General features: G+C 34.4%; 17 protein-coding genes. 12 read left to right on the forward strand and 5 right to left on the reverse strand.

Going from position 1 to position 22,987, the window contains the following annotated elements:
• Nucleotides 1-37 precede the first annotated feature (37 nt).
• Both BM289_RS20915 and BM289_RS20920 read right to left on the reverse strand, forming a co-directional pair.
• Complete coding sequence (locus BM289_RS20915; protein WP_244165433.1) at nt 38-958, reverse strand: AraC family transcriptional regulator; 921 nt, start codon at nt 956-958, stop codon at nt 38-40.
• A gap of 1 nt (nt 959) precedes the next feature.
• Entirely contained in the window at nt 960-1,523 is a 564-nt protein-coding gene (locus BM289_RS20920) for a DUF6642 family protein (RefSeq protein ID WP_091497201.1), read from the reverse strand.
• Nucleotides 1,524-1,696: 173 nt separating this feature from the next.
• Between BM289_RS20920 and BM289_RS20925 the strand changes: the two genes are divergently transcribed.
• Nucleotides 1,697-2,302 carry a 5'-methylthioadenosine/S-adenosylhomocysteine nucleosidase family protein gene (locus BM289_RS20925; protein ID WP_091497202.1) on the forward strand — a complete coding sequence of 202 codons (606 nt, stop codon included), beginning with the start codon at nt 1,697-1,699 and terminating at the stop codon, nt 2,300-2,302.
• 25 nt (nt 2,303-2,327) lie between these two features.
• On the opposite strand, the gene BM289_RS20930 is transcribed toward BM289_RS20925, so the two are convergent.
• Together BM289_RS20930 and BM289_RS20935 are read right to left on the reverse strand one after the other, a co-directional pair.
• A complete protein-coding gene (locus tag BM289_RS20930) occupies nt 2,328-2,552 on the reverse strand; it encodes a hypothetical protein (RefSeq protein WP_091497205.1) in 225 nt (74 codons plus the stop codon).
• Nucleotides 2,553-2,561: 9 nt separating this feature from the next.
• The gene (locus tag BM289_RS20935; RefSeq protein WP_091497208.1) at nt 2,562-3,389 is read right to left on the reverse strand and encodes an SIR2 family NAD-dependent protein deacylase; all 828 of its coding nucleotides are present in this window, start codon (nt 3,387-3,389) and stop codon (nt 2,562-2,564) included.
• A gap of 371 nt (nt 3,390-3,760) precedes the next feature.
• Between BM289_RS20935 and BM289_RS20940 the strand changes: the two genes are divergently transcribed.
• The 11 genes from BM289_RS20940 to BM289_RS20995 all read left to right on the forward strand — a co-directional run bounded on the left by BM289_RS20940 (nt 3,761) and on the right by BM289_RS20995 (nt 21,936).
• Entirely contained in the window at nt 3,761-7,894 is a 4,134-nt protein-coding gene (locus tag BM289_RS20940) for a hybrid sensor histidine kinase/response regulator transcription factor (RefSeq protein ID WP_091497210.1), read from the forward strand.
• A 623-nt stretch (nt 7,895-8,517) separates the two neighbouring features.
• Nucleotides 8,518-11,544, forward strand: a complete 3,027-nt coding sequence (locus BM289_RS20950; protein WP_091497216.1) for a SusC/RagA family TonB-linked outer membrane protein — start codon at nt 8,518-8,520, stop codon at nt 11,542-11,544.
• Nucleotides 11,545-11,588: 44 nt separating this feature from the next.
• Entirely contained in the window at nt 11,589-13,181 is a 1,593-nt protein-coding gene (locus BM289_RS20955; RefSeq protein WP_091497219.1) for a RagB/SusD family nutrient uptake outer membrane protein, read from the forward strand.
• Nucleotides 13,182-13,393: 212 nt separating this feature from the next.
• Entirely contained in the window at nt 13,394-14,488 is a 1,095-nt protein-coding gene (locus BM289_RS20960; RefSeq protein ID WP_091497222.1) for an endo-1,4-beta-xylanase, read from the forward strand.
• 207 nt (nt 14,489-14,695) lie between these two features.
• Entirely contained in the window at nt 14,696-15,595 is a 900-nt protein-coding gene (locus tag BM289_RS20965; protein WP_091497224.1) for a PKD domain-containing protein, read from the forward strand.
• A gap of 265 nt (nt 15,596-15,860) precedes the next feature.
• Entirely contained in the window at nt 15,861-17,279 is a 1,419-nt protein-coding gene (locus BM289_RS20970; protein ID WP_091497227.1) for a hypothetical protein, read from the forward strand.
• Nucleotides 17,280-17,848: 569 nt separating this feature from the next.
• Nucleotides 17,849-19,651: a glycoside hydrolase family 2 protein gene (locus tag BM289_RS20975; protein ID WP_091497229.1), complete on the forward strand. Its 1,803-nt coding sequence runs from the start codon at nt 17,849-17,851 to the stop codon at nt 19,649-19,651.
• 227 nt (nt 19,652-19,878) lie between these two features.
• Nucleotides 19,879-20,088 carry a helix-turn-helix domain-containing protein gene (locus BM289_RS20980; RefSeq protein ID WP_091497232.1) on the forward strand — a complete coding sequence of 70 codons (210 nt, stop codon included), beginning with the start codon at nt 19,879-19,881 and terminating at the stop codon, nt 20,086-20,088.
• Nucleotides 20,089-20,091: 3 nt separating this feature from the next.
• Nucleotides 20,092-20,406 (forward strand): HipA N-terminal domain-containing protein, encoded by a 315-nt coding sequence (locus tag BM289_RS20985; RefSeq protein ID WP_091497234.1) that lies wholly within the window; start codon nt 20,092-20,094, stop codon nt 20,404-20,406.
• The gene (locus BM289_RS20990; protein WP_091497237.1) at nt 20,399-21,322 is read left to right on the forward strand and encodes a HipA domain-containing protein; all 924 of its coding nucleotides are present in this window, start codon (nt 20,399-20,401) and stop codon (nt 21,320-21,322) included. Before BM289_RS20985 ends, BM289_RS20990 begins: the two co-directional genes overlap by 8 nt.
• Before the next feature lie 17 nt (nt 21,323-21,339).
• On the forward strand, nt 21,340-21,936 hold the full coding sequence (locus BM289_RS20995; RefSeq protein WP_091497240.1) for a DUF6624 domain-containing protein: 597 nt from the start codon (nt 21,340-21,342) through the stop codon (nt 21,934-21,936).
• A gap of 208 nt (nt 21,937-22,144) precedes the next feature.
• On the opposite strand, the gene BM289_RS21000 is transcribed toward BM289_RS20995, so the two are convergent.
• Nucleotides 22,145-22,984, reverse strand: a complete 840-nt coding sequence (locus tag BM289_RS21000; protein ID WP_167365475.1) for a DUF4249 domain-containing protein — start codon at nt 22,982-22,984, stop codon at nt 22,145-22,147.
• Nucleotides 22,985-22,987: the final 3 nt, after the last annotated feature.

The raw sequence follows: 22,987 nt of genomic DNA on the forward strand, positions 1-22,987 counted from the left end.
AACATGCACCAATTTGTTAGGATGGACTATTCAATAATTAGGACTTATCAATCATTTTTCGATAACGAATTGGTGAAATTCCTTCTGCTTTTTTAAAGAAGCGACTAAAGTAAGATTGATCTTCAAAACCTACCCGAGTTGCGATTTCACCTACAGAAAGTGTCGTTTGAAATAGTAAATATTTGGCTTCTAACAATATGTTTTCATCAATCCATTTTACAGCCGATTTTCCAGTTACAGTTTTGACACATTTATTCAAATGATTAGGAGTAACATTTAGTAAAGACGAATAATAATTGACTTGATGCTGGCTTTTTACATGATCATGAATAAGCTCTTTGAATTTGGCCGTAATAACGGCAGCGGCAGAAATTCCTTTTTTCGTTTTTTCCGCATTTTTATTCATTTCATAAAAAAGAGTAATCAAATACGACTGCACAATATTCAAATCTGTAAAGGCAGTTTCTGAATATTCTTTTTTCAATCGTTCCAAAATGTTGACAATAGAGCCAATATCCTCTTTGGGAAGACTTATTTTTGGATTTCCCGAAATCTTTAAAAAATCAAATTCATTCAACAATTCTCGGCTTCCATATTTTCTAATTAAAATATCAGGATGAAACTGACAGATATATCCTTTGTGTATATTGTTGACATTTTCAAGAGAAAAAATCTGTCCGGCGGGCACCATAATCATTTCGTTATCAGTAGTGATGTATTCCTGATGCCCCAATTTCATACTATGCTGTCCCGAAGAAATAAAAATTAAAGTATGACAGGAATGTTTAGAAGGCGGAACAGGATGCTGCATCTGCATCATTTCTTCGATTTCAAGACAGAAAAAATGATCCGAATTGGATTTGAAAAGCAAATGTATGGGATTATCTTCTCCCAGAAACTTCTCCCGAAATCCTGATGGACTGTATGTCTTTATTTTCTCAGCCTGCTTTTTTTTCATCTTAATAATATAATCTAAAATCAAGCAGTTTGCATAAATTGTAATGTTTTGTATAAAGATCTTCAACAACCTCAAACAAATTGTCGTTTTCTTGATACAGACTAAAAAATGCTTTGTCAATAGTACTGCAACTGGCGATTTTATTATAAGTAGAACCATAGCCAGAAATAGCTCTAGCGCCAGTAATATCCAAAAAATATTGTGCTTCTTCTTCGTTTAAATCTAAAACTTTAAGATTGGCAAAATGGATGATTTTACCTTTCATTTTTCCTTCAAACAATTCAGCAATTTCTTCTATGCTATAATAATAATCGTGAAGGCAGATATTGTTTTCCTGTCCCGGCATGGCAAGATAAATGATTTCATAATCTTTAAAATTATGATCTTCATACAATAAAATATTCAAACTTTCTTCTAAACCTTCAATGGTATCGCAAGTTTTATGAATACTCGAAATGCCTTGGTCAATAGCCAATTCTTCGAGACATTTTACCACATGCGTTGGGGTATGATCGTCTATATCTTTAACGCCTTCAAGGCAGAAAATAAATTTTTCATTATCCATGCAGTTTCTCTTTCTGGTTTTTAGATATTTTTTACTGGTTCTAGCAAATGTATTTTTTATATCATAAAATCCAATAGATAAAACAGACTTTAACGTCTTTTTTGGATTTTAAATTTAAGTTAGAGGTAAGTACACTTTTAAGCGTATTTTTGTAAACCGAAAACCAGTTACCCATGATACGAATTAACCATACAGCATCATTTGCTATTGAAGATATATTGTTCTGTTTTGCGCTTGAATCTGAAGCAGCAGAAGTTTTTAAAGATCAAAATGTTTTAATTACCGGAATCGGAAAAGTAAATGCAGCTTACGAATTGACAAAAGCTATTCTAAAGGAAAAGCCGTCTGTAATTATTAATCTGGGTTCGGCAGGAAGTAGCTGTTTTCAAAAAGGCGAGGTAATCTGCTGTACCAAATTTGTTCAAAGAGATATGGATGTTCGTGGTTTAGGTTTTGCATTATACGAAACGCCGTTATCTGGTCTGCCTCCAGTTTTGGAATATGGTTTAAAAATGGATGGTTTGCCTGAAGGTATTTGCGGAACAGGCGATAATTTCGAAATGGAACATAAATCTGACCCTTACAATGTGGTCGATATGGAAGCCTATGCTTTAGCCATGATTGCCATGAAAGAAAATATTCCGTTTTTATCTTTAAAATACATTTCCGATGGTGCCGATGATAATGCTGCCGAAGACTGGACAGTTCAGATTCATAAAGCGGCGATTGCCTATGGGAAAATTTTAGGATTGATTGAAGATAAGGAAGCCATTTTGTAATTGAAATGGCTTTTTTTAAAGAGTTTTATTCTTTAGATATTGTTTTTATGAATGACCAATTAAAATCATAAATGGCAATTTCTAAACCCTCATTTTTACTGATTAAATTATTCGCTATATTTTCTGCGTCTTCAATATTTTCGAAATTTAAAGAAGGACGTTCATTCGTTTCAGTTTTTAAAAACCGTGTTTTACCATCAAGCTCTAGAAGAATTCCAGTCGCTTTTTCGCATAATATTAAATGATACATAGTTTTTTTTTAAGTTAGTTGTATATTTTCAATCATTTCCTTTATCATTTTCAAAGCTTCAGTCGATGTTTTACGAATGATAATTTTATTCTTTTTATCCTTTATCAAAGCGGTAAACTGATTGTCTTCTATATTGATATCAACGATCGTTCCTCCATATTTTAAAGTGGTTTCTGCAATTGCAATAGGGAGATTTGTTGCGCCAGAAGTTCCCAAAATAAATAGTACTCCTGAATTTTTAGCAATTTTTAAAGAACTGAATTTCTTATTGGTTCGTTCATCATAATATTCATCAAACCATAAAATATTAGGTCTCATCCAGCTTCCGCAACTTTGACATTTTAAAAGTTCTATTTCTTTTTCAGTCAGATCTTCGTCAATTTCTTTTCCTTTTATTTCTTCGGGCAGATTTACGATTTCTTTACAGCCATTAGAACATTTTATTTCTCTATTGTTGCCATGAATTTCGAAAATTCTTTTGGTTCCACTTTGTCGGTGTAAATTATCAATGTTTTGGGTAATAAGATGAAATCGGTCTTTTAGGATATTTTCAATTTCAACTAACTCATTATGACTTTCATTTGGTTTGGCATTTTGAAACATTTTCTTTCTAAACAACGAATATTGCCAGACCTCTTCGGGGTGCTCTTTAAAGTATTTAAAAGTTCCGAATTCTTCCGGTTTATGAAATTGTGTTCCTTTAACCCAAATACCATCAACACCTCTGTAAGTTGGGATTCCGCTTTCTGAAGAAAGTCCCGCTCCTGTCAAAAAGGTAAAGAGGTTTCTTTTGTTTTTAGTTGAAACGTATTGTATTATATCTTCTAATTGTTGCATGTTTAGTTTAGATAAACAGAATCATATTTTTTGATTAAATATAAATTAAAAATGAATACCTCAGCTTTCTAATTTTAATTCAATAAAAAACGGACTTTTGAAAATGATTCTCCTAGCCCAGATAGAAGCGGTATCCTTTTGTGGTCTCGTAAAGAAAACGAGACCACAAAAGATATAGCGGATAGCTGGAATTAGCTCCTAATTAAAAAACTACTCTTAAAAATTAGGGTAAAAAGTACATCTACACCCCTTAAAAAGAAAAAACTCCCTCCTTTATTTTTTGCAATAGGGCTATTTTGCAGTGCATTCGATTGATTTTTTTCATAGGTTTATTGCAATTAAATTACTCGGGCGTTTATTCTATTTTGTTTATGAAAAGCATCAAAAACTACATTTTAAGTTTTATTCTATTTTTTGCAACGACTGTCAGTTCATTTGCTCAAAGTTCCGATTTGTACTTTGATCATATTAACTATGATACCAGTTTTTCGCAGAGTATGATTTCGAGTATTCATCAAACCAAAAAAGGTTTTATTTGGATTGGAACGGCGAACGGCTTGATTAGTTATGACGGATACGATTTCCTGCGATATGTTTACAACAAAGACATACTGAACAGCATCAGCAATAATCACGTCAATGTTATTCTGGAAGACAATCAAAAAGAACTTTGGATTGGAACCAATAATGGACTCAATCTTTTTAATAAAAACGAAAGAACTTTTGTACGGGTTGATGTTCAGAAAATAAAAGGCGGAAGAAACTATATTTCATCCATAATTCAGGATGACGAAAACCGAATCTGGATTGGAACTTTTGGCGGAATCAAACGCCTCAACAGACAGCAATATTTGCTGGAAGAAATCTCAAACGATCATAATTCGCCATTCAGAAAAAGCAGGGTTTTGTCTTTGTTTTACGATCGTAATTATGGCGTTTTGGTTGGAACTTCTAAAGGCTTAGAATGTTTTGATCCTAAAAATGGTTCTAAAAAAACGCTTCCCAAAGTTTTGGCAGAAAATGAAGCTTTGCTTAAATCTAAAATATGGAAAGTCATCAAAGAAAAAAATGGCGATTTATGGTTTGCCACCGAAGCCAATGGTGTTTTTCATTTTGATGTCGATAAAAGTGTTGTCAAAAATTATCTTCTGAATACAAACAACAGAAATAGTTTATCCTCAAACTGGGTAAATGATATTGTCGCTGTGGACAATAACACGATTTGGTTTGCTACAAAAAACGGTTTGTGTGTTTACAAAAAAGACAGAAACGAATTTATCAAATACGGACATAATCCACTGGAGAGTTACAGTCTTTCTGACGATGATGTAAAATGTTTTTTAAAAGATCGTCATAACGATATCTGGATTGGAACGAATGGAGGAGGAGTCAATCTGTTTCAGAAAACAAATGCCAATTTTACCAACATAAGAGAAGTAGTTAAACCGAATTTCGGATTAAATACAGCTTTCGTAAATGCTGTTGCAAGAGAAAATGACGGCGCGCTGTGGGTTGGAACAAATGGCGGAGGTTTAAATTATCTTGATTTTAGAAATAACCGAAATGCAACGTATCAGATTGAAGGTTATGATTTTGACAAAAGCGTGAATATGATTACGGCTTTGGTCAATCAGAATGAACAGAATTTGTTTTGCGGGACTTTTAACGGATTATTCAAATTCAATAAAAGCAGTAAAACGTTTCAGTTTATTCCGCTTTCGCGAAAGGATTCCAAAGAAAGAGAACGTCCGATTACTTCTTTGTTGATGGATAACGGAGATCTTTGGGTGGGAACCAACGGAAACGGATTGAAAAAAGTAATGCCCGACGGAACGGTCGAAATTTATATGGCAGACGGCAGTTCGAATTCGCTTAGCGATAATTTTATTACCGATTTGGTAAACCGAAAAGACGGACTTTGGATTGCCACACAATATGGTTTGAATTATTTTGATAAAAAACTAAAACACATTACAAGAGTCTTTAAAGCCGGGCCCAAAAGCGGTTTGTCCAACAATAGTCTTACGGTCATGTTTACCGATTCTAAAAACCGATTTTGGATTGGTGCCGAAAGCGGAGGAGTAAATTTATTTGACGAAAAGAAAGGAAGATTCTTCGAAATCAACCGTTCGATGGGATTTACAGATGAAACCATAAAAAGCATTTCGGAAGATTCGGAAGGAAATATCTGGATCAGCGATAATAATTTACTTTATAAATTAAAAACCAAAAAGTTAAGTCCGACTTTTAGAATTTCCGATTTTGAAATTACTTCCTACTCGTCCAAAGACGGATTGAAAGTAAAACAGTTTTCAAACAATTGCAGTGTAAAGCTCAACGCTAAAGAACTTGCTTTTGGCTGTTCGAACGGATTAGTGCTTTTTAATCCTTTGAAATTGATTAAAACCGAAGACAAAGCACCAATTGTCCTGACGAAACTAATCGTAAATAACGAAGAAATCAGACCCGGAAATAAAGAGGTTTTGTTGGAAAAACGCATCAGTGAAACTTCTGAAATCACTTTAAAACACGATCAGGGTTATATCGGAATTGAATTCAGTGCCATGAATTTTATTTCGCCGGAAAAAAGTGAATATGCTTATAAACTGGAAAGTTCGTTTAATAAAGACGAATGGCATGTGATAGGTTCACAACATTATATCAATTTAACGAATCTCAATTCAGGAACTTATACTTTAAAAATCAAAACGTCAAGTGGAGGCGGAGAGTGGAATCCGTCTGTTAAAACTTTAAAAATTATTATGCTTCCGCCATGGTGGAAAACGTGGTGGGCTTATTTAATTTATCTTGCTTTATTGGCGGGAGCAGGTATTTTATTGTTCCGTTTTTTACGAAACCGAGAATTATTAAAACAAGCATATTATCTGGAACAGGTAGAAAAAGAAAGACAGGAAGAATTGTATAAAATGAAATTGGATTTCTTTACCAATGTTTCGCACGAAATTAGAACGCCATTGACCTTGATAAGCGGGCCGGTTGAAGAATTATTAAGCGGAGCCGAAAAGAATTCGAATCTGGAACATAAACTGAAAATCATTAAAAACAATTCGGATCGCCTTTTGAAATTGGTCAACGAATTAATGGATTTCAGAAAAGCCGAAAAAGGAAGCATGAAAATCTATTGCGAACAACAGGATATTGTTTCGTTTTGTTTTGATATTTATGAATCGTTCCGTGGCATTGCAGTCGAGAAAAAAATCGATTATAAGTTTGTGCTGAATATCAATACGGCTTTGATTTATTTCGATAAAAACCAGATGGAGAAAGTGATTTATAATCTGCTTTCAAATGCTTTTAAATTTACGAGTAAAAATGGCAGAATCACTTTGGCTGTAGAACAAAAAGAGGGAGAAGATTATATCGAAATAAAAGTAAAAGACAACGGAATTGGAATTCCGGACAACCGTAAAAAGAAAATTTTCAAGAACTTTTTTCAGTTGGACGAGCGTGGAAGCGCCAATTTAGGAAGTGGAATTGGGCTGGCTTTAAGCAAAAGTATTGTAGAACTACATCATGGCGAAATAAAAGTGCAAACAGAAGCGGATGCGAATTTCAATACGATTTTTACCATTCAGTTGAAGAAAGGAAAAGAACATTTTAAGAAATCGCAGATTGTCGAAAATTCGGTTAAAATAGAAGAAAATGCCAACCCGATTTCTGATATTAAAACCGAAATTGATCTTTATGAACCGGAGTATGTTGAGGATACTGAAAACAGTTCTAAAAAAACCGTTTTGGTAATTGAGGATAATGAGGAAGTGCTCTCTTTTGTCTACGATATTTTGTACACCGATTATAAAGTACTGAAATTTATAAACGGAATCCAGGCGCTGGAATACATGGAAAAGGAAATCCCGGATTTGATTGTAACCGATGTAATGATGTCCGAAATGGATGGTTTTGAGTTGTGTACTATTCTAAAAACTAGTCAAAACACCAATCATATTCCGGTTATTTTATTGACAGCAAAATCGTCTACTTTAAACAGAATCGAAGGACTTTCGACTGGTGCAGATGCTTATATTTCGAAGCCTTTCAGTATTGAAGAATTAAAACTGACGATTGCGAATTTATTATCAGCCAAAGAAATCATGCGTCAGAAATATGGCGACGGATTTATTGAAGATACGGAACAGGAAAATCTAAATACACCCGAAGGACAGTTCCTAAAAAAACTGATTCAGATTATTGAAGCCAATCTTGACAATACTGATTTTGATGTCAACGATTTGGTCAACGAAATTGGAATGAGCCGAACAGTTCTTTATAAAAAAGTCCAAACGTTGACGAATCAGTCTGTGGCTGGCCTTATTAAAAATATGCGTTTAAAGAAAGCGGCGAGTCTTTTAGCCAATACTAGTTATTCGGTTTCTGAAGTTACTTATATGGTTGGTTTTAATGATCGAAAACACTTTAGTAAAGAGTTTAAGAAGTTTTATAATTTATCTCCGAGTGAGTATAAAGGGGGGCAGAGTAAAGTTTAACTGCAATCCCGATAGTTACCGGGAGCAAAGTTTTTAGCCACAGATTATTATGATTAAAAGGATTTCAAAAATCTGTGTTAATCTTTTTAATCTGTGGCTAATTTTTTCAGGGTTCGCAAATTTTTTTTACAAAGCTTTGCGGACTTTGTATTTTCGATTAGTCAGAGATTTTATAAGTAAAGTATTTTTAGCTATAAAATCTGCTCTGAAAGAGCAAAAAGCAAAAAGCATGATGCATCGCATCGTGATTAAAAAGAGCAATTCATAATCTAGCCCTGTAAGGGCGACAGCAATTTAATAGTTTTCTGTATTCATGCTAAAAACCCTTTCAGGGTAATTTTGTAGGGTTGTATTTTTTAGTAGTGCTTTGCACTACTTTTTTTGCTTTTAGGCTTTCAGCCTATTTTAAAAGTTCTACATTTAGAATTTTATACTTAAAATTACCCACCTCACAATTTTTTAAGGTTTATATTACGAATAATGCTTTTTAAAGACTTTAAAATACAAATAAACACATTCACGCCCCCAAATGCGAATGTTTTCCTCCCCTAAAACCATCATTTATTAGTCACATTTGCAACATAAATCATGACTGATTTCTATCTAACTAACCAATAAAAATTATGAAACAAAACAAACATGTCAAGATGTTTTGCCGTGAAGGGAAATATCTCCAACTAGTTTTATTACTGTTTATGTGTATTCTCTCAACCACAGCGAGTGCACAAGAAAGTCCGATTACGGGAAAAGTAGTCGATAATGCAGGATTGCCTCTTCCGGGTGTAAACGTTCACGTTAAAGGAAGCACAAAAGGAACCCAAACCGATTTCGACGGTAACTTCACCATCAGTACTGCCCCAAAAAGTACGCTTGTATTCTCTTTCATCGGAATGGATGAGGTTTCGGTAGAAACCGAAAACAGGAAAAATCTAAAAGTAGTTTTAAAACCTAGTTCTCAAGCCTTAGACGAAATCATCGTTGTAGGTTATGGTACCAAAAAGAAAAGCGATGTAATCAGTTCTGTGGCTTCGGTAAAACCGGGCGACATGACCAAAGTAGCAACTTCAGATGTTGGGGAAATGCTTCGTGGTAAAGCGGCCGGAGTACAAGTAAGTTTAAATGATGGCGGGCCGGGAAGTTCTTCTTCCATTCAGATCAGAGGAAAAAAATCGATTAACGGAAGCAACGAACCAATCGTTATTGCAGACGGAATCGTAATTGGAAACATTAATGATATTAATGCCAACGATATTGCTTCTCTAGAAATCTTAAAAGATGCCGCTGCTCAATCTATTTATGGAGCAAGAGCTTCAAATGGTGTAATCTTAATTACAACTAAAAGAGGAAAAACAGGAAAAGCAAAAATCTCATACAATGGTTTTTCCGGAGTTCAAACGATCAACAGAAATTTTGATGTTTACAGCGGAGAAGAATTTGCACAGCTAAAAAGAGAAGCCTACAGAACAAGCAATGGTGGAGTTTACAGACCAGATAATCAGGTGTTTACTCCATTAGAACTAGAATCTGTTCAATCTGGAAAATATATTGACTGGGAAAAACTGGTTTTAAGAACAGGCGTAACCAATAACCATAGTGTGAGCATTTCATCTGGAACAGAGAAAACCAGTATTTTTTCTAGTATTAACTACATCAATACTTCTGGAGTAATTGCTAATTCGGATTACGATAAGGTAGCGATGCGAGTAAATGTGGATCAAAGAATTACAGATTGGCTGAAAGTAGGAATGAATGTTTCGCTTCAGTTTTCTGAATCAAACCGCCCGAATGTGGGGAACATTTTAAATAATGCAATTAATACATCTCCGTTAGGACAAGTTTATAATCCAGATGGTTCTTTCCGTTATCTGCCGGGAGGAATTCAGGAAACACCAAATCCGTTGATTGATGTTTACGAAACCAATACTAATGAATTGAACCGTAACGACATCATGAACGTGTTTTTGGATATTAATCTGGCAAAAGGTTTTACCTATAAATTGAATGCCAGCCGAAGATCGTGGAACTACAAAGCCATGTCTTTCAATACTTCAAAGTCACTTTCAGGAATTGCTAATTCTGGACAAGGAAGCGGTTATATTCGTTTTCAGGATAATGTAGAATATCAATTGAGTAATATTTTACATTATAATTTAAATGTAGCCGAAAAAAATCATTTCAACGTAACTGGAGTTTATGAGATTACTTCTTCAGAATATAATGATTTTAGAAACTCAGCAAGCAGAATTCCGAGTGATATTCTTGGGATTTATGGTTTAGAAAGTGCTTTCTTAAATACGCCTGAAATTGGAGGAAATGAAAGATCGCTAATTTCTTTCGCAGGAAAATTAGAGTATGATTTCGACAGCAAATATTATTTTACAGTTTCAGGAAGAGCTGACGGATCTTCTGTTTTTGGAGCGAATAATAAATGGGGATTCTTCCCAGCAGTCAACGCAGCATGGAATGTTTCGAATGAAGAATTCATGAAAGAACATGTTCCGGTTATCAGCAACCTGAAATTAAGAGCAAGTTATGGTAAAGTAGGAAACCAGCCGAAAGATCCTTATCAGAGTATGGCAACAGCGACACAGAGAGATTATATTATCAATGGTGTAAAAGTTTCGGGTTATGTGCCAGGATCGCAATTATCAAATCCAGATTTAAGATGGGAAACTTCTACACAATTAAACCTAGCTGCCGATTTCGGTTTGTTCAAAAACAGATTGAATGGAACAGTTGAGGTTTACAATACAGATACTTCAGATTTATTGATTTATGAAACGCTTAACGCGAATACAGGTTACACCACCAAACTTTCTAATATTGGAAAAGTAAACAATAAAGGTTTGGAAGTAACTTTGAATGGCGATGTAATTAAAAAGAAAGATTTTAGACTGAATCTTGGCGCCACTTTTACTAAAAACAAAAATAGCATTGTAAGTATCTACGGAAAAGATGCAGACGGAGACGGAAGAGAAGATGACGCTGTTGGAAACTTATGGTTTATTGGAAAACCAATCGATGTGTACTACCGCTATAAAGCAGTTGGAATTTATCAGGAAGGTGAGAATATTCCATTGGTTACAGGAACTACATTATATCCTGGAGATATAAAATTATGGGATGCAGATCCGTCAAACGGAGCCAATCCAAATCCGGATCAGGACAGAGTAATTACGTCTAAAATGCCAGATTGGTTTGGAACTTTCTCTGTGGCTTTAGAATACAAACAATTCGATTTCTCAGCAGATATTTATACGGTTCAGGGAATTACCAGAGACAATCCGTTTTTATACGATTACGTACGTGGAGGTTCTTTAAGAGGAGTTAAAAACGGTATCAAACAAGATTATTGGACACCAGAAAATCCGGGAGGAAACTGGCCGAGACCAAGAGACGGAAATGATCCGCCGTACATCAATACTTTAGGATTGCAAGATGCCTCATACATTCGTTTACAAAACGTTTCTGTTGGATTTAAATTTCCAGAAAGCACGCTAAAACCATTAGGATTAAGCAATATGAGACTTTATGTGACAGGAAGTAATCTGGTTACACTTACCGATTACCAATCGTATAGTCCAGAAAAAGAAATATACGATTATCCGGAACCTGTTACTTGTGTTATCGGATTGCAGGTAGGTTTCTAATCACAAGGTTTAAGACATTTCAATAAATAAAAAATAACAAGATCATGAAAAATATAAATTTTCTATTTGTTTTGATTTTCGGGCTTTCTTTAGGACTTACTTCGTGCGAAGATTTTCTGGAGGAAACAGTAAAAGATCAGGTTTCAGTAGATTATATCTACAATTCTCCAGCTGGTTTAGAAGTTGGGGTTAATGCACTTTACAACCAGATGCGTTTTTACAATCTGCCATCTGGGGACAACAGCGATTTATGGGCCAATGTATTCTTTATGGTGGCAACCGATTTAGGTTTGCACAGAACGTGGAATACACCTTATGGAACAGGTCATAATCCACAATCGTTTACAGGTTCAAAATGGATTCAGGGATATAAAATCATTGACAGATGTTCGGCTATTATTACCTCGGCAAGATCTATAAAAATGGATGAAGCGGCTAAGAAAAGATTAGTTGCGCAGGCTCGTGTAATTAGAGGCGAATTGTATTTGGATTTAAAACAAATGTATGGTGGCATTCTAATCGATACGATTCCAACAACACCTCAAAATATCAACGATCCAGTTGAATATAAAGTAGCCAGCGATGCAGATGTTTACAAATTAATTGATGGAGATTTGGATTATGCAATTGCCAATCTTCCTTTTAAAGTAGATCCAGGACGTTACGGACAAGGTGTTGCCAGACACATTCGCGGAAAAAGCGCTTTATGGCAGCAAGATTGGGCAGAAGCAGCAGCACAATTTGATGCCATTATTAATGATGGAACTCATGGTTTGGTAAACCTTATTGATGTTTGGGGACAAAACGGAAATCATAAAGAATCTCTTTTTACCTATCAAAAAGACTTTTTATTAGGGCCAAGTGATGAATTAGCAGGTGGTGGCGGTTCATGGTTAAGCAGTGTTTTCACTCACAGAACTTACGAATTGAATACAAGCGAATTGGTTCAAGACGTGGCTTATGGAGGTCAGGCTTTAGGTTGGTTTTATCCAAACAATTATTTGAAATCATTATACGATCAGGCAAACGACTTGAGATTTAAAACCTATTATTATTCCGATAACTATCAAGACTATAAAATCAATGTGCCGAGTAACCCAAAATTCGGACAGCCCATTACCAATCCGGCAATTGCAGCGCCAAACGGAAATTACAGAGCTTGGCATTGGAGTTTAAAGAAATACCATGATTCAGAAAAACTGCCAATGACTTCAAACAGTTATAAAGATTATATGTATTACAGACTGGCTGAAACTTATTTATTGGCTTCTGAGGCTCATCATAATTTAGGTAATGATACTAAAGCTTTGGCTTATTTAAACAAAGTGAGAAGAAGAGGATACACTGGAAATCCTGAAAGCACTGTAACCACTTTTGATTTAACAGCTTGGACATTAAACAACTATTTAGACGAATCGGCAAGAGAATTAGCATTCGAAAATAACAGATGGTTTCTGCTGAAAAGACTTGGACTTTTGGTAGAAAGACAAAATCTATATTTCCGTTCAAGTCCATCTGGAACTATTTCTGGAGAAGTACAATTGAAAATGACGCCGGCAATGGTAAACATGCCAATTCCGCAGAGTCAAATCGATTTAATGGGAAAACCAGCAGGATTTAATGTTGGATACAATTAATTGAAACACCCTGTTTCAATCCTGATCCTTCGAGACCATGTGTTAAAAAAATCTGTTTAATCTGCCAGATCTGCGAGCTGAAAATTTTCCCGCAGATTTAGCAGATCAGCAGATAAAAATTAGATCAAAAAAGTTAAGGTTAAAAGTTAGTAATAACCCATCCGGAAGTTGGAATAATCCTAATCTGACTTCCGGATTTAAAAAGACACAAAATGATAAATAAAAAATATATTCTTGGTATACTTACCGTTTTGTTGTTTGCATCCTGCAGCAATGACGAAAAAGTAGTTTTTATTAATGCAGATGAAGGCGATACAGGAAATCCAAATCCGATTACGCAGACTTTAAAAGAAAAAGCAAAATTTAAAATTGGAGCCGCAGTCAAAATGAGAGACTTGCAAGGAGAAGCCAATTACAAAAATGCCGTTTTAAAACATTACAGCCAGATTACAGCCGAATTTGAAATGAAAATGGCAAGCATCTGGTCTTCTTCAACAGCTTATAATTATACAGCAGCCGATTATTTAGTGGGTTTTGCCAAAGACAATAACTTAGAAGTTCACGGCCATACTCTGGTTTGGTACGATTCATTTCCGGAATGGTTTAAAAATGCCAAATACGATTCCATCGCATTCGAATCAAAAGTAAAAGTTTACATTACAGACGTTGTTGGACGTTACAAAGGAAGAGTAAAAAGCTGGGATGTTGTCAACGAAGTTTTTGCTGACGGCGGTGCTATGCGAAACGAAACAGTAATCAATTCATTATTTAAAGATCCAATTGGCTTTTATGGAAGATGTTTTAGATATGCCAAAGCAGCCGATCCAGATGCGAAACTGTTTTATAACGATTACAGCGTCGTGCTGGATGCTGGAAAAAGAGCATCCATCAAAAAAATGGTAACCAGATTCAAAGCCAACGGAGTTCCGATTGATGGTATCGGAGATCAGTTTCACTACGCAACAGATACCAACAGACAAACCATGAAAACGGGTTTTACGGATATGGCTTCAACAGGATTATTAATCCATATTTCAGAATTGGACATCAAAGTCAATACAAGTAAATCTGATTCCTATGTTTTTAATGATGCAGAAGCTCAAAAACAGTCAGAAACCTACAAGTACATCACGACTATGTACGAAGAACTGCCTCAAACCCAAAAATTTGCCATTACAACTTGGGGCGTAACCGATAAATATACTTGGCTGACAAGCTTTTGGCACTATAAAGAATATCCATTGCTTTTAGATGCTGACTATAATAAAAAACCGGCTTATCAGGGATTTTTAGAAGGATTGAAATAATGTAGAAAATAGAATATAGAGTATAGAAAATAGAACATAAAGGATAGAATAAAGAACATAGAAAATAGAGTATAGAAATAGATACAAGAGATAAGAAATAAAATTTGACGAAAGTCTTTTTTGTATATTCCATTCTCTGTATTCTCCAAAATAAACAAGTCTTTTCTCTATATTCTTTTTTCTATTCTCTCAAAAAAAATAGAAATCATGAAAATAAAACTAACCCATATACCGAAATTAAAATATTTCCTTTTAGTGCTTTTTGTAGGTTTGCTTTCCTGTGAAGACGATGTACGCGAAGTGTATCTTTATAAAAAAGGAGAATTAAATGCGACTTCAACAAATACCGCTATTAAAGGAGGAGAAACAGTAACTTATACCGATTCGTCAACAAAAGTGCGTGCCATAAAATGGACTTTTCAGGGTGGTTCTCCGGGAGCTTCAATTGAACCAAATGTTGAAGTAAAATATACCAAAGCAGGAACTTTTACAACTACTTTAGAAATCACTTTTGTAGATAACACCATTCAAAAGAAAACGTTCACAGTTGAGGTCGAAGCACCGCCAACTCCACCAATTGTTATTCCAGCTGATGCACTTAAAATCTACTCTGAAAATCCTGATTTTACTAAAACCGCTCCCGTTCTAAATTGGGTTTCAAGCAATCAGTTTGTAATTAAAGAAGTGGCAACTGATGGATATGAAGGCGCTTACAGAAACTTTTCTCTTCCAGCAACACCGCCAGCTGCAGAAGCAAAATGGGCAATGGCAATTTTACAGTTTGTGAATGTTACCGATATTTCATCTTACACTTATATCAATATGGCAGTAAGAACTACAAGTACTGGAAAAATCAGATTCAGAATGAAAGATGCTTCTAATACAGGCTATGTTGAATTTGATGCAACAAGTAACTTATACGGACTAAAAAGAGATGGAAGCTGGAACATGGTTAAAATCCCGATTGCCGATTACAAAAAACAAAACCCGGCATTAGATTTAACAAAAATCAAAGACATTTTGGTGTTAAGAAGTGTTGATCCCGAAGATGTAAGAGCTTTGAATAATTATACTTTCGATTTCGATCACATTTATTTATCTAAATAATTTTTTTTAACACATAGGGACATAGATTTTTTAGACTTTAAAAAGAGTATAGAAAGAAACTAGTTTCTAACACATAGCTAAACTTTGTGAATGTAGATAATTAAAAATCTGCACCATCTGCCAAATCTGCGAGAGAAATAGCAGAAAATAAAATCTAGCTATGTGCATTTATGCAGGTAAAACGCCTTTTATAGTCAAAATAAATCTATGTTTCTATGTGTTAAAAATTAGAGCTGCTATTTCCTCTCAAAAAAAATAATTAAAAATGAATTTAAAGAAACATTCCATTTGCGTATTATTCTGTTTTACAAGTTTAATGTCGTTAAATGCTCAGAATAAAATCACCTATCAAAAAGTCGAAGCCAGGCAAAATGCTTTAGATCCAAAATGGGTGGCTTATGATGCGAAAACTATTGATAAACTACCTGGATTTAAAATAAAAAAGCAATTGCCAGGTTCGATTTACGGCAGTTCTAAAATGTGGCAGAAAGAAGCAACAGGATTTTTCAGAACAGAAAAAGTAGACAACAGATGGTGGATTATCGATCCAGAGGGATATCCGTATATTTTTAAGGGTGTTGCAGTTTTTAACGCAGGACGTTCGGTAAATCAGCAGAAAGCTTTTGATAAAAAATACGGAAGCAAAGAAAACTGGGTAAAACAGGAATCAAAACTACTTCGCGATAACGGATTTAATGGCGTAGGAGCATGGTCAAATGTTGATTTGGTTCGAAATGCTGAAAATCCGCTGGTTTATACTGTGATAATTTCTCCTATGGGAATGTATCATGCTGATCATATTAAAAAATACGGAGGAAAATATAAAGAAGCGAGCTGGCAAAATTACCGCTTTGACTTGGTTATGGTTTTTGATAAAGAATTTGATGCCTACATCGAAAAATCGGTAAAAGAGGTTACTCAGTACAAAAATGATAAGTATTTGATGGGTTATTTTACTGATAATGAACTGCCTTGGTATAACGACGCATTAGATAAACATTTAACTTTATTGGCCAAAGATGAGCAGGGTTATATCGCTGCAAAAGAATGGTTGGATAAAAGAAAAGGTTTTAATGCTTCTGCATCTGATATCACTCAGGAAGACCGAATGGCATTTACGGCTTTTTATTTTGAAACATATATGAAAAAAGTAACTGATGCGCTTCGAAAAGCAGACCCAAACCACATGTATTTAGGATGCCGTTTCAATCAGGATAAAGAACAGGAATTGACCAATCCGGAGATTTTTAAAGTGGCAGGAAAGTACATGGATATTATTTCCATCAATCATTACAGAAAATGGGAACCAAGTCAGGATTTAATGAACAATTGGGGCGAATGGTCGGGAAAACCGTTTCTGATTACAGAATGGTACACTAAAGGAGAAGATTCAGGTTTGCCCAATAATACAGGCGCAGGATGGCTAGTTAGAACACAAAAAGAAAGAGGACTTTTTTACCAGAATTTCACTTTAGAATTACTGAAAAATAAAAATTCTGTAGGCTGGCATTGGTTCAAATATATGGATAATGATCCACAGGATTTAAGCACCGATTATTCCAACCGAGATTCCAACAAAGGAATTGTGAACAGTAATTTTGAACCCTATCAGCCCTTATTAAAAGAGATGAAAGTGATTAATGATAATGCTTACGAGCTGACGCGTTATTTTGATAAAATGTAATTTTTATAAACACATAGAAACATAGATTTTTTAGACTTAATAAAGGATACTAAAAGAAACTAGTTTCTAACACATAGCTAAACTTTGTTAGTAAAATCCGGCTATGTGTATTTATAAAAGTGAAACGCCTTTTATGCTCAAAGTAGACTATGTTTCTATGTGTTTAAAAAATAAAATCTGCTTAATCTGCCAAATCTGCGAGAGAAATATCAGCCAGCAGATTTAGCAGATCAGGAGATAAAATCTAGCGATGTGCATTTATGCAAGTGAAACGTCTTTTTCTACACAAAGAAAATCTATGTTTCTATGTGTTAAAAAAATAAAATCTGCATAATCTGCCAAATCTGCGAGAGAAATTTTCGCCACAGATTTAGCAGATCAGCAGATAAATTAGTTTGCGTAAATAGAACGCGGATAAAACAGATTTGCACTCGCAAAAGCGCAGAAAAAAACAGTTTTTATTTTATTAAAAAAATCCGTTTTTATCCGCGTCTTCGTGATAACGAATCCGTTTAATCAGTGTCCTCATACAGCTACTGAATTAAATCATATAATTAAAAATAAAAACTATGAAAAAAATTGTAATGCTGTGTTGTACTTTTCTATTGATGGGAAAAGCCATAGCACAGGAAGTTCCATTAGTTTCCAATATTGCCGCCCGAAACAATATTACCTTAAACGGAAAATGGAGTTATATCGTAGATCCGTTGGAAAATGGATATTACGATTACCGCTTAATGCCTTTTAAAAACAACGGATTTTTCGAAAACAAAAAATGGAATACCACAGATTTAACCGAATATAATTTCGCTACTTCTGCCACAATGGATATTCCGTCTGATTGGAACAGCAAAGACGAAAGGTTGTTTTTTTATGAAGGAACGGTTTGGTTTCAGAAAGACTTTAATTATAAAAAAGATTCTAAAACCAAAAGGATTCTTCATTTTGGAGCAGTCAATTATGACGCAAAAGTCTACGTAAACGGAAAATTAGCAGGAACGCATGTTGGCGGTTACACGCCTTTTAATTTTGATGTAACCGATTTATTAGTTGACGGAAATAATTTTGTAGTTGTAAAAGTAGATAACAAACGCCATAAAGATAATGTGCCAACAGTAAATATGGATTGGTGGAATTATGGCGGAATCACAAGAGATGTGACTTTGGCTCAGGTTCCGAATACTTATATCGAAGATTATTTGGTTCAATTGGATAAAAAAGAAAAAGGAAAAATCTCTGGCTGGATAAAATTGAATAGTGAAACAGCAAACCAATCTGTTTCGGTTTCTATTCCTGAATTGAAAATCAAAAAGAACATTATTACAGATGCAAAAGGATTGGCATATTTTGAAATAAAAGCCAATCCAGTTTTATGGACGCCAGAAAAACCAAAATTATATGAGGTAACCATTTCTAAAGCCGATGAAAATATCGCAGATCAAATTGGTTTTAGAACTATTGAAACCAAAGGGAAAGAGATTCTTTTAAACGGAAAAAAAGTCTTTTTACGAGGCATCAGTATTCACGAAGAAGCGCCTTTTAGATCAGGAAGAGCCTGGTCAGAAGACGATGCCATTACCTTATTGAACTGGGCAAAAGAATTAGGCTGTAATTATGTTCGTCTGGCGCATTATCCACACAACGAAAATATGGTTAGACAAGCTGAGAAAATGGGAATTATGATTTGGTCTGAAGTTCCGGTTTATTGGACAATTTCATGGACAAATCCGGATACATATGCCAATGCAGAACGCCAATTGCACGACATGATTTACAGAGATAAAAACCGTTGTGGTATCGTGATTTGGTCAATTGCAAACGAAACACCACATAGTGACGAAAGAGATATTTTTCTAAGCAAATTGGCTAAATATGCGCGCACGCAAGATAATACCCGTTTAATTAGTATGGCGATGGAAGTGACCAAAAGTCCAAATAACGTAAATACACTTCATGATAATATGAATGAGTTTGTGGACATTGTAAGTTTTAATCAATATTTAGGCTGGTATAGAGGAACAAACGAATCTTGCAAAGACATGCAATGGGTAATCCCATACAATAAACCGGTTATCATCAGCGAATTTGGAGGCGAAGCTTTACAAGGTTTGCACGGAGATAAAAAAGAACGTTGGAACGAAGAATATCAGGAAGAATTATACATTCAGAATACACAAATGTTTAATAGAATTGAAGGCTTGGCAGGAGTTTCTCCTTGGATTCTAGTTGACTTTAGATCTCCAAGAAGACAGTTGCCAAACATTCAGGATTTCTTCAACCGTAAAGGATTAATCTCGGATCAGGGAATAAAAAAGAAAGCTTTTTATGTGATGAAAGATTGGTATGCTCAAAAAGAGAAAGAATATAAATAAGTTAATAGTTTAAATAGAGTTGAAAAACCTTCAAAGTCAGAAATGATTTTGAAGGTTTTTCTTTTTTACTGTTGTAGCAGTAAATATTCATTAATCAGATTGAAAAGAATAAAAAAAGATTGTTTAACGTGTGTTTTTACTGTTATAGCGGTAAAAAATGGTAAAAATATCTCTATTTCATTTTTTGTGTTTAAAAAATCAATATATTTACTGTTAAAACGGTAATTATGAATGATTTTAATTTAGGACAATTAATTAAAGAGCATCGTAAAACTGCAGGATTAACACAGCTTGAATTAGCAAATTTAGCAGGTATAGGAAAAACGACTGTATTTGATGTTGAAAAAAATAAAGAATCTGTGAGATGGGATAGTCTAAAAGCGATTCTGAATGTTTTAAATATTGAAGTGCAATTTAGGAGTCCGCTAAAAAAATAAGAAATGAGAAAAGCAATTGTTTATGTACATAATGTAAAAGCAGGTGAGCTTTTGGAAGAAGGAAATGGCAGTTATGTATTTGAATACGATGAAGATTATTCGGCTGAGCCAGTTTCACTTACTATGCCCATTGCCCATAAAAAATATTCATTCTTGAATTTTCCTCCATTTTTCGAGGGATTACTGCCAGAAGGAATAATGTTGGAAGGTCTTTTAAAGATAAATAAAATAGACAGGAAAGATTATTTTTCGCAACTTATTGCAACTGGAAGCGATTTAGTGGGAGCGGTAACAGTAAAAGAAGTTGATTATGAATAGGTGCCCAATAACATATGAATTATGTGGAGATGGATTATACAGTAGTAAAGGTTTAAAACTGCTTTCTCCTAAATTAACTTCTTTTCATAATCTTCCTTTTTCTGCATCAGAGCAGAGACAAGAAGCGGTTAATAGAGCCAGTAAATTTTCTATACAAGGTGTTCAGCCTAAATCGAGTGCTGTTTTGTCCATTAAAAAAGAACAATTCGAAATCGTAGATCAGTTTGGAAATTTCATTATCAAACCTCAAAGTGATATTTTTCCTGAGCTACCAGAGAATGAAGATCTTACTATGCGTATGGCAAAACTTTATGGAATCGAAGTGCCATTTCATGGATTGGTTTATTCTAAAGACAATTCAAAATCATATTTCATAAAAAGATTTGATCGTTACAGTAAAGGCAGAAAATTTGCTACAGAGGATTTTGCTCAGTTAACAGGAAGTACAAGAGATACCAAGTATAATTTTACGATGGAGAAAATTGTAAAAGTTTTGGATGATTTCTGCACATTTCCTTCAATTGAAAAAGCTGAACTTTTTAAAAGAATATTATTCTGTTTTATAACAGGTAATGAAGACATGCATTTGAAAAACTTTTCATTGATTACAAAATCGGGTAAAACGACTCTAGCACCAGCTTATGATTTTCTAAATTCGTCCATTGCTATAAAAAATCCGCAGGAAGAAATGGCTTTAAAATTAAAAGGAAAGAAAAGTAATTTTAAAGCTGTTGATTTGATTGATTATTTTGCAAAAGAAAGATTAGGATTAAATGATAAGATTATTGAGCAGATTATTAAAAAAATGTTTGATAATGTTGAAAAATGGAACGAGTTAATTGAAATTTCATTTTTGTCTGAAGAGATGAAAGAGAAGTATTTTAAATTGCTAAAAGAACGAGTGGGAAGATTTTAAAATAAGGGAGAAACGTAATGTATCAAGACATAGCCCAAAAAATAATAGAACTAAAGAACGCCGATTTTGAATTGAGGGAAAAACTCATTCAAAACGGAAAACTTTCGGAAGGATATAATCCAGAAATGGAAAAACTGCATAATAAAAACGCAAAGGAATTAGAAGTTATAATAAGTCAAATTGGTTATCCGTCAATTGATAAAGTTGGGGAAGAAGCCAGCCAAAGTGCGTGGATTATAATACAGCATGCAATTGCACAACCCGATTTTATGCGAAAGTGTGCCAAAGAATTAGAAAAAGCGGTTAATGAAAATAAAGCAGATCCAATAAATCTAGCTTATCTGACAGATCGAATTGCCGTTTTCGAAGGGAAACCTCAGTTGTACGGAACTCAATTTGACTGGGATGAAAACGGTGAAATGAGCCCGAATTCCTTTGATGATTTAACCAAGGTAAACGAAAGAAGAAAACAAATTGGTTTCAATACCTTGGAAGAACAAATCAAAATTATGAGAAAAAGAGTGAAAGATGAAAATCAATTGCGACCAATAGACTTTGAAAAAAGAAAACTGGAAATGGAGGAATGGCGAAAAAAGACTGGCTGGATAAAATAGGATCAGATATTATTTGATCCGTAGGAACATCTCATCGCTAGAAAAATTATATGGTCATTATTATTTTACGTTCCGTAGGAACGTTTGGTTTGGGCATCATTTTTTACCATTCGATGTCTCAAACGTTCCTACGGAACGTAAATTTACCCGTTGCCATTTTTTTCTACCAATGAAACATTCCTGCGGAATGTAATATTGAATTTAAAGATTATTTTACCAAATAGTCAACCTGATCCGCTTCGCAAAGTCTGAAATAACCAAAAGCGGTGTTATTAGCATCGGTAGTATTGATGATATTTCCTCTAATATTTCCTGGTGGAACCTGAAAAGGATTGGAGTTTGAAGCTTCCAGAATTAATTTCCAGTAATTGAAGAAGTTTTTAGAAACCCCTCTATGCGTAATTCTTACCGTATTTCCAGCTTTCATATCTTCGTGAGAATATCTGGTGCTGATTTCATTTCCGTTATAAAACTCATCATTTGTAATTTCGTATTCCGGATAAATCAAAAATTCGCTTTGATAATCGGTTACATAAAAATTGATTTGATCTGCAGGATCGTTGTAATAAAAAGTCAATTCGATTACATCTTCTCCTCCAAAATCAGGAACAATTTTCTGTTCTACTTTATTAATTGGAGTAGCAGAAGTTAGTTTTTCTGTTGCGGTATAACTTTGACCTTCGGCAGTTACAAACAATTTATACTCCATGTCAATTACAGGAACAAAATTGGTGCATTTGTAAACTCCGGCTTCCGTTTCATTAAAAGTAAAAACATCCCCATTGCTGTTTTCTACTCTAACCTGCGCGCCGGAAACCTTTGGCGTTGAGCCACTATAATAAGGAGCCGTTTTACTGATTTTTATCGTTTGTTCATTTCCGCTTGTCCCTTTTTTCCATAAAATTTCAGCATCAACGACCAATTTGGTTTCGCCTGTTTCTAGATCAAGATTTACTACATCTTCGCACGAAGCAAAAGAAAAAACAAAAAGAAGACTTATTAATGCCAGTGCTCTATTCATTACCCAATTTTTTTTCAATTTATTCATAGC

Origin of the sequence: Flavobacterium phragmitis (assembly GCF_900112575.1) — a bacterium.
GTDB lineage: Bacteria > Bacteroidota > Bacteroidia > Flavobacteriales > Flavobacteriaceae > Flavobacterium > Flavobacterium phragmitis.

Coding starts and splice junctions, on each gene's coding strand:
- BM289_RS20915 (WP_244165433.1), bottom strand. CDS start 958: ATGAAAAAAAAGCAGGCTGAGAAAATAAAGACATACAGTCCATCAGGA.
- BM289_RS20920 (WP_091497201.1), bottom strand. CDS start 1,523: ATGGATAATGAAAAATTTATTTTCTGCCTTGAAGGCGTTAAAGATATA.
- BM289_RS20925 (WP_091497202.1), top strand. CDS start 1,697: ATGATACGAATTAACCATACAGCATCATTTGCTATTGAAGATATATTG.
- BM289_RS20930 (WP_091497205.1), bottom strand. CDS start 2,552: ATGTATCATTTAATATTATGCGAAAAAGCGACTGGAATTCTTCTAGAG.
- BM289_RS20935 (WP_091497208.1), bottom strand. CDS start 3,389: ATGCAACAATTAGAAGATATAATACAATACGTTTCAACTAAAAACAAA.
- BM289_RS20940 (WP_091497210.1), top strand. CDS start 3,761: ATGAAAAGCATCAAAAACTACATTTTAAGTTTTATTCTATTTTTTGCA.
- BM289_RS20950 (WP_091497216.1), top strand. CDS start 8,518: ATGAAACAAAACAAACATGTCAAGATGTTTTGCCGTGAAGGGAAATAT.
- BM289_RS20955 (WP_091497219.1), top strand. CDS start 11,589: ATGAAAAATATAAATTTTCTATTTGTTTTGATTTTCGGGCTTTCTTTA.
- BM289_RS20960 (WP_091497222.1), top strand. CDS start 13,394: ATGATAAATAAAAAATATATTCTTGGTATACTTACCGTTTTGTTGTTT.
- BM289_RS20965 (WP_091497224.1), top strand. CDS start 14,696: ATGAAAATAAAACTAACCCATATACCGAAATTAAAATATTTCCTTTTA.
- BM289_RS20970 (WP_091497227.1), top strand. CDS start 15,861: ATGAATTTAAAGAAACATTCCATTTGCGTATTATTCTGTTTTACAAGT.
- BM289_RS20975 (WP_091497229.1), top strand. CDS start 17,849: ATGAAAAAAATTGTAATGCTGTGTTGTACTTTTCTATTGATGGGAAAA.
- BM289_RS20980 (WP_091497232.1), top strand. CDS start 19,879: ATGAATGATTTTAATTTAGGACAATTAATTAAAGAGCATCGTAAAACT.
- BM289_RS20985 (WP_091497234.1), top strand. CDS start 20,092: ATGAGAAAAGCAATTGTTTATGTACATAATGTAAAAGCAGGTGAGCTT.
- BM289_RS20990 (WP_091497237.1), top strand. CDS start 20,399: ATGAATAGGTGCCCAATAACATATGAATTATGTGGAGATGGATTATAC.
- BM289_RS20995 (WP_091497240.1), top strand. CDS start 21,340: ATGTATCAAGACATAGCCCAAAAAATAATAGAACTAAAGAACGCCGAT.
- BM289_RS21000 (WP_167365475.1), bottom strand. CDS start 22,984: ATGAATAAATTGAAAAAAAATTGGGTAATGAATAGAGCACTGGCATTA.